The organism is Kitasatospora indigofera, assembly GCF_014655955.1.
GTDB lineage: Bacteria > Actinomycetota > Actinomycetes > Streptomycetales > Streptomycetaceae > Kitasatospora > Kitasatospora indigofera.
Genome location: NZ_BNBO01000111.1, coordinates 1 through 5,745, shown reverse-complemented (window position 1 = coordinate 5,745; position 5,745 = coordinate 1). Strand labels below are relative to the sequence as shown.

Genomic DNA, 5,745 nt, shown 5'->3' with positions numbered 1-5,745 from the left:
TCCGCCGGGGAACCGGCTCGTGCGTGCACCATCGCGATCTCCTTCACCGATCGTCAGAAATCCTGCCCGCAGGCTAGGCCCTGGCCCGCACCCGCGCACCACCGCCGGGCGGCACTCCCGCGCCTACCCGGGCGGGCCGCCTCCCACGCCTGCCCGGACACCCGGCAGACTGTCCGGATGGCCGCGCCCGAGCAGGACCCACCAGCCCTGACCCCGCCCGTTCCCAGGCTGCTGCCGCCCACCGTCCGCTGCCGCCGCTGCGGCCGGCCCCTGCACGACCCGGAGGCCCGGATGCTGCGGCTGGGCCGGGAGTGTCGCGGCCCGGCCGACCCGGTCCAGGTGGTCGCGGGCGAGCAGGATGCGCTGCCGGGCCTCTAGGGCCTGCCCCGGCAAGATCCGCCGGACAGGCCTCCGGCCGGCCGGAGGGCAAATTCCGGGCCTCCGGTGGTGTCGGAGGGGTCGCCCCCGGGCCGATCACCGTGCACCCTTGAGGGGAACCCGGCCGGGCGCGGAACGCCCATCCCGGGCACGTGCCGACTGGGTGGTTTCCTGAGCATGCGCGGATTCGAGTGGGACACGCCTGACGACGCCCGCCGCGAACGGCCGGGCGGCGATCCGGCGCGTCTGGACGGCCACCGGCTCGTCCCGCTCGCCACCGCGCTGCTGCAGGGCGACGGCCTGATCCTGCACTGGAGCGAGGACGCCGAGGCCCTGCTCGGCTACAGCACCGAGGAGGCCGTCGGCAGCTACGCCGCCCGGCTGCTGGTCGGCGAGGACGAATGGCCCAAGGTGGCGGAGCTGTTCGGCCGGATCATGGAGAGCCGCGGCTGGTCCGGGGTGTTCCCGCTGCGCCACCGCGACGGCCACGTGGTCGAGCTGGAGTTCCGCACCTACCCGATCGTCGGGCCGGGCGGCGCGCTGCTGCTCCTCGCCACCGCCTCCGACGTCAGCTCGCTGCGCCAGGTGGAGTCCGACCTGGCGATCCTGAACGGCTTCTTCAGCCAGTCCCCGATCGGGATGGCCGTCTACGATCCGGACCTGCGCTTCGTGCGGCTGAACGAGGCCCTGGCCCGGATCAACGGGATGCCCGTAGACGATCACCTCGGCCGCCGGATCAGCAGCATCCTGCCCGGGATAAACAGCGCCGAGATCGAGCAGGTGATGCGCCGGGTGCTGACCACCGGCCGTCCGGTGGTGGACGCCCGCTCGCACGGCCGCACACCGGGCGACCCGCGCCGGGACCGTGCCTGGTCGGCCTCGTACTTCCGGCTGGAGGACTCCACCGGGCGGGTGCTGGGCGTCAGCTCGTCCATCATCGACGTCACCGAACGCTTCCAGGCCGAGGCCCGGGCCGCCCGGGCCCAGGAGCGGCTGGCGATGATCGCCGAGGCCACCGCCCGGATCGGCACCACCCTCGACCTCCAGCGCACCGCCGAGGAGCTGGTGGAGGCGGTCGTCCCGCGGTTCGCGGACTTCGCCACCGTCGACCTGCTGGAGCCCGTGCTGCTGGGCGAGGAGCCCGTCCACCTGGCGCCGGACCGCACCGTCCGGCTGAACGCCGTGGCCGTCGGCGAGGCCTACGAGTCCGGGATGGCGCACGCCGTCGACACCGTCGGGGAGACCTCCGAGTACGACGCCCAGCGGGTCTACACCCAGTGCCTGCGCAGCGGCCGGCCCCTGCTGCGGTCCCACGTGGACGAGGCGGTGCTGGCCAGCCTGGTTGCCTCGCCCGACCGGGTGGGGCCCGGCATGGAGGCCGGCATCCACTCGTACCTGATGGTGCCGCTGCTGGCCCGGGGCATGGTGCTCGGCGGCTCGGAGTTCATCCGGATGCGCAACCCCGAGCCGTTCACCCCGGCCGACGTGGCGCTCGCCGAGGAGCTGGTCGCCCGGGCCGCCATCGCGATCGACAACGCCCGGCTCTACCGGCGGGAGCGGGAGACCGCGCTGACCCTGCAGCGCAGCCTGCTGCCGCAGGAGATCCACCGCACCCTCGGCCTGGAGATCGCCTACCGCTACCTGCCGAGCAGCGTGGTCAGCGAGGTCGGCGGCGACTGGTTCGACGTGGTGCCGCTGTCCTGCGGGCGGGTCGCGCTGGTGGTCGGCGACGTGATGGGCCACGGTATCCGGGCCGCCGCCACGATGGGCCAGCTGCGCACGGTGGCCCGGACCCTGGCGACCCTCGACATGCCGCCCGAACAGGTCCTCACCCGCTTGGACGAAACCGCCACCGGAATCGGCGACGGTCAGTTCGCCACCTGCATCTGCGCCGTCTTCGACCCGGTGGACCGGACGGTGAAGGTGGCCTCGGCCGGCCACCTGCCGCCGGTCTGGGTGGCGCCGGACGGCAGCGCGCGCCGGATCGACCTGCCGCCCGGGGTGCCGCTCGGCGTCGGCGGGGTGGCCTTCGAGAGCACCGAGTTCACGGTCGCCGAGGGCGGCGTGGTCGCGCTGTACACCGACGGCCTGGTCGAGCGGCGCGGGGAGGACCTCGACGTCGGCATCGACCGGCTGGCCCGCACCCTGGCCCAGCAGGGCCGGACCCTGGAGGAGAGCTGCGACGCGGTGCTGGCCGCGCTGGTGACCGACGGCACCGAGGACGACATCGCGATGATCATGGGCCGGGTGCTGCCCGTCCCCGCCGACCGGATCGCCACCCTGCAGCTGAACGGCAACGGCCGGCTGCCCGGCCACGCCCGCCGGTTCACCCGCGACACCCTCCGCCGCTGGGGTCTGTCGGTGGTGTCCGACTACGCCGAGCTGCTGGTCAGCGAGCTGGTCACGAACGCCCTGTTGCACGCGGACGCCCCCCGCCGGCTCCGGCTGTTCCGGGACCGGGTGCTGACCGTCGAGGTCGCCGACGCCGGCGGCCAGGCCCCGCGGCTGCGGGAGTTCGGCGAGCAGGACGAGGGCGGGCGCGGGATGTACCTGGTGGGCGAGCTGGCCCACCGCTGGGGGAGCCGGCTGACCAAGGACGGCAAGGTGGTGTGGGCGGAGCTGGAGCTGCCGCTGGGCAGCGGGGGCTGACCGGCCCCGGTCCCCGGCCCGGACGACCCGGACGACCCGGACGACCAGGTCGTCCGGGCCGCGGGCGGGCGGGCCCGGATCGCGGGGGTCAGGCCGCCGGGCGGACCTCGGCGGGGGCCGGGGCGCTGTCCTCGCCCACCGCGGCCGCCTGGTGCTCCGGGTGCTGCCCGCCCTTGCCGCGGCGGCTCGCGGCGGTGCCGCGCAGCAGGACCCAGATCAGCCCGGCGGAGGCCAGCAGCAGCCCGCCCCCGAGCAGCGCGGCCAGGTTCAGGCCCTGCACGAACGCGCCGTTCGCACCGGCCAGCAGCGGCCCGCCCAGCTGCGCGGGCAGGTGTCCGGCGGCCTCCACCGCGCCGCCGAGCGACTCGCCGGCCTGCGCGGCCGCGGCCGCGTCCGTGCCGGCCGGGACGACCAGGGCCCCGGCGTAGACGGCGCCGACCACCGAGCCGACCAGCGCGATGCCGAGCGCGGTGCCCAGCTCGTACGCCGTCTCGGAGACCGCGGAGGCGGCGCCGGACTTCTCGGCGGGTGCGGCGCCGAGCGCCATGTCGGCGGAGAGGGCGTAGACCACGCCCTCGGCGGTGCCGACGATCAGGAAGGCGACGGCGATCAGGAGGTACGCGCTGTCCTCCCGCACCAGGCCGAGCATCCCCAGGCCGGTGCCCATCGCGAGCAGCCCGCCGGTCAGGGCGGCCCGGACCCCGGCGCGCCGGGCCAGCCGCGCGGTCAGCAGCCCGCCCGCCACCGCGCCGGCGAAGGCCGGCAGCTCGGCCAGGCCGGCCCGCAACGGCTCGTACCCGCGGACCAGCTGGAGGTACTGCGACATCACGAACACCACACCGGAGAGCCCGACCAGCGCGGTCAGCGAGGCCAGCACGGCGGCGGTGAAGCGCCGGTCGGCGAAGAGCCGGACGTCCAGCAGCGGCGTCGCCAGCCGCAGCTGGCGGCGGACGAAGACGGTCAGCGCGGCCGCCCCGAGGACGGCGGTCAGGGGCACGTCCCAGCGGAGCAGGCCGTGGGCGGCCGCCTCCTTGACGGCGTAGACGACGCCGATCACACCGGCCATCGAGAGCAGCACGCTGGTGACGTCCCAGCGGCCCGGGGCCGGGTCCTTGGACTCCGGCAGCAGCCAGCCGCCCAGGACCAGCAGGACGACCACGACCGGGATGTTGAGCAGGAAGACCGAGCCCCACCAGAAGTGCTCCAGCAGCACCCCGCCGACCACCGGGCCGAGCGCGGCGCCGGCGGCGGCGCCCGCGCCCCAGATGCCGATCGCGGTGGCCCGCTCGCGGGCGTCGGGGAAGAGCGCGCGGATCAGCGAGAGGGTGGCCGGCATGATGGTCGCGCCCGCCACGCCGAGCAGGGCGCGGGCCAGGATCAGCCAGCCCGGGCCGGGCGCGTAGGCGGCCAGCAGCGAGGCCACGCCGAACGCGGCGGAGCCGGTCAGCAGCAGCCTCTTGCGCCCGATCCGGTCGCTGAGCGCGCCCATGCTGACCAGCAGGCCGGCCAGCACGAAGGAGTAGACGTCGCCTATCCAGAGCAGCTGGGTGCCGCTGGGCCGCAGCGTCTCGCTGATCGAGGGGATGGCCAGCGACAGCACGGTGGCGTCGACCGCGACCAGGGTGACGGCCACGACGAGGACGGCCAGGCCGACCCAGCGCTGCCTGGGGTTCGAGGGAAGGGTGGTGGGGAGCATGGTGGTGCTCATGGTGTTTCAGTTCTCCTGAGTGCGCCGCCGAGGAAGAGTTCGGCGAGCGAGAATGCGCTGTCGCGGGGGGCCAGGCGTCCGTCCTGGACGGCCCAGCCGACACCGGCGACGAGATCGAAGAAGGCTTCGCTGAGCCAGCCGGCCGAGAGCTCGATCCGGAACACGCCCTCCTGCTGCCCGCGCAGGAACAGCGCGCGGACCCGGGCGTCCTGGATCTCCCAGAGCTCGTTGATCTCGGGGTCGTCGTAGAGCTGGCTCTCCCCGGCGATGAAGGCGCAGAGCGCCGCGTCCGGGACGACCGCGTCGACCAGCCGGCGCAGCGCCGACTGGGCGTCGCCCTCCTCGACGGCCGCGGTGTCCAGCGCTCCGGCGACCTTGCGCAGGCTGTGCGCGCCCACCTCGCGGATCAGTGCCTCCCGGCCCGGGAAGATCCGGTGCAGGGTGGCGCGGCTGATGCCGGCCGCGCGGGCGATCTCGTCCAGGTGTGCGGTCGGGCGGCGGGAGAGCACGCCGACGGCGGCTTCGAGCACGGAGTCACGGTCGGTGGCCATGGGGCAAGTGTAGATCAGATGAGACACCGGTGTCTCATTCTATTGCCGAGTGCCTCACCTGAGTGCTCGGCGTGGAGCGCGAGCGTGCCCCGGATCGGCCCGGCCCGGGGCGACGGTGGGGGACGGGGGAGGGGGAGCGCGGGTGGGCGCGGGTGGGCGCGGGCGCGGGCGCGGGCGGTGGCGTGGCTGGTCCGGTCCGCCGGCCATAGGGAACTCTTAAGGCGGGGTTGGCCCGGGCTTAGGGCGGCGGGCGGCCCGCGGGGCCTGCGGAGCAGCGGTTGTCCGCAGCGCCGGGCCGCCGGCACGGCACGATCAGCCGGGACGGCGAAAGCCGCCGGGACGGCAAAAACCGGGGACGGCTCCCGCTCTGCCGCCCCCGGTGGGGTGTCCTGCCTCGTGCACCGCTCAGCTTGTCGTTTTACCTCCGGTGATCACCTTCTGGCGTGTTCGGGTTCTCGC

The 5,745-nt window shown here is 75.0% G+C and carries 4 protein-coding genes; 2 read left to right on the top strand and 2 right to left on the bottom strand.

All coding sequences use genetic code 11. The annotated features are described in order from the left end of the window. Positions 1-177: 177 nt before the first annotated feature. Together IE329_RS39490 and IE329_RS39485 are read left to right on the top strand one after the other, a co-directional pair. The gene (locus tag IE329_RS39490) at positions 178-378 is read left to right on the top strand and encodes a DUF6011 domain-containing protein (protein WP_073928652.1); all 201 of its coding nucleotides are present in this window, start codon (positions 178-180) and stop codon (positions 376-378) included. A gap of 177 nt (positions 379-555) precedes the next feature. Next, positions 556-3,027 carry a SpoIIE family protein phosphatase gene (locus IE329_RS39485; protein WP_190215897.1) on the top strand — a complete coding sequence of 824 codons (2,472 nt, stop codon included), beginning with the start codon at positions 556-558 and terminating at the stop codon, positions 3,025-3,027. Between the two features lie 88 nt (positions 3,028-3,115). On the opposite strand, the gene IE329_RS39480 is transcribed toward IE329_RS39485, so the two are convergent. Together IE329_RS39480 and IE329_RS39475 are read right to left on the bottom strand one after the other, a co-directional pair. Beyond that, positions 3,116-4,735 carry an MFS transporter gene (locus IE329_RS39480; protein WP_190215896.1) on the bottom strand — a complete coding sequence of 540 codons (1,620 nt, stop codon included), beginning with the start codon at positions 4,733-4,735 and terminating at the stop codon, positions 3,116-3,118. Further along, positions 4,732-5,286 carry a TetR/AcrR family transcriptional regulator gene (locus IE329_RS39475; RefSeq protein WP_229928149.1) on the bottom strand — a complete coding sequence of 185 codons (555 nt, stop codon included), beginning with the start codon at positions 5,284-5,286 and terminating at the stop codon, positions 4,732-4,734. The genes IE329_RS39480 and IE329_RS39475 overlap by 4 nt, the downstream gene beginning before the upstream one ends. Positions 5,287-5,745 lie beyond the last annotated feature (459 nt).

Coding starts and splice junctions, on each gene's coding strand:
- IE329_RS39480 (WP_190215896.1), bottom strand. CDS start 4,735: ATGAGCACCACCATGCTCCCCACCACCCTTCCCTCGAACCCCAGGCAG.
- IE329_RS39485 (WP_190215897.1), top strand. CDS start 556: ATGCGCGGATTCGAGTGGGACACGCCTGACGACGCCCGCCGCGAACGG.
- IE329_RS39475 (WP_229928149.1), bottom strand. CDS start 5,286: ATGGCCACCGACCGTGACTCCGTGCTCGAAGCCGCCGTCGGCGTGCTC.
- IE329_RS39490 (WP_073928652.1), top strand. CDS start 178: ATGGCCGCGCCCGAGCAGGACCCACCAGCCCTGACCCCGCCCGTTCCC.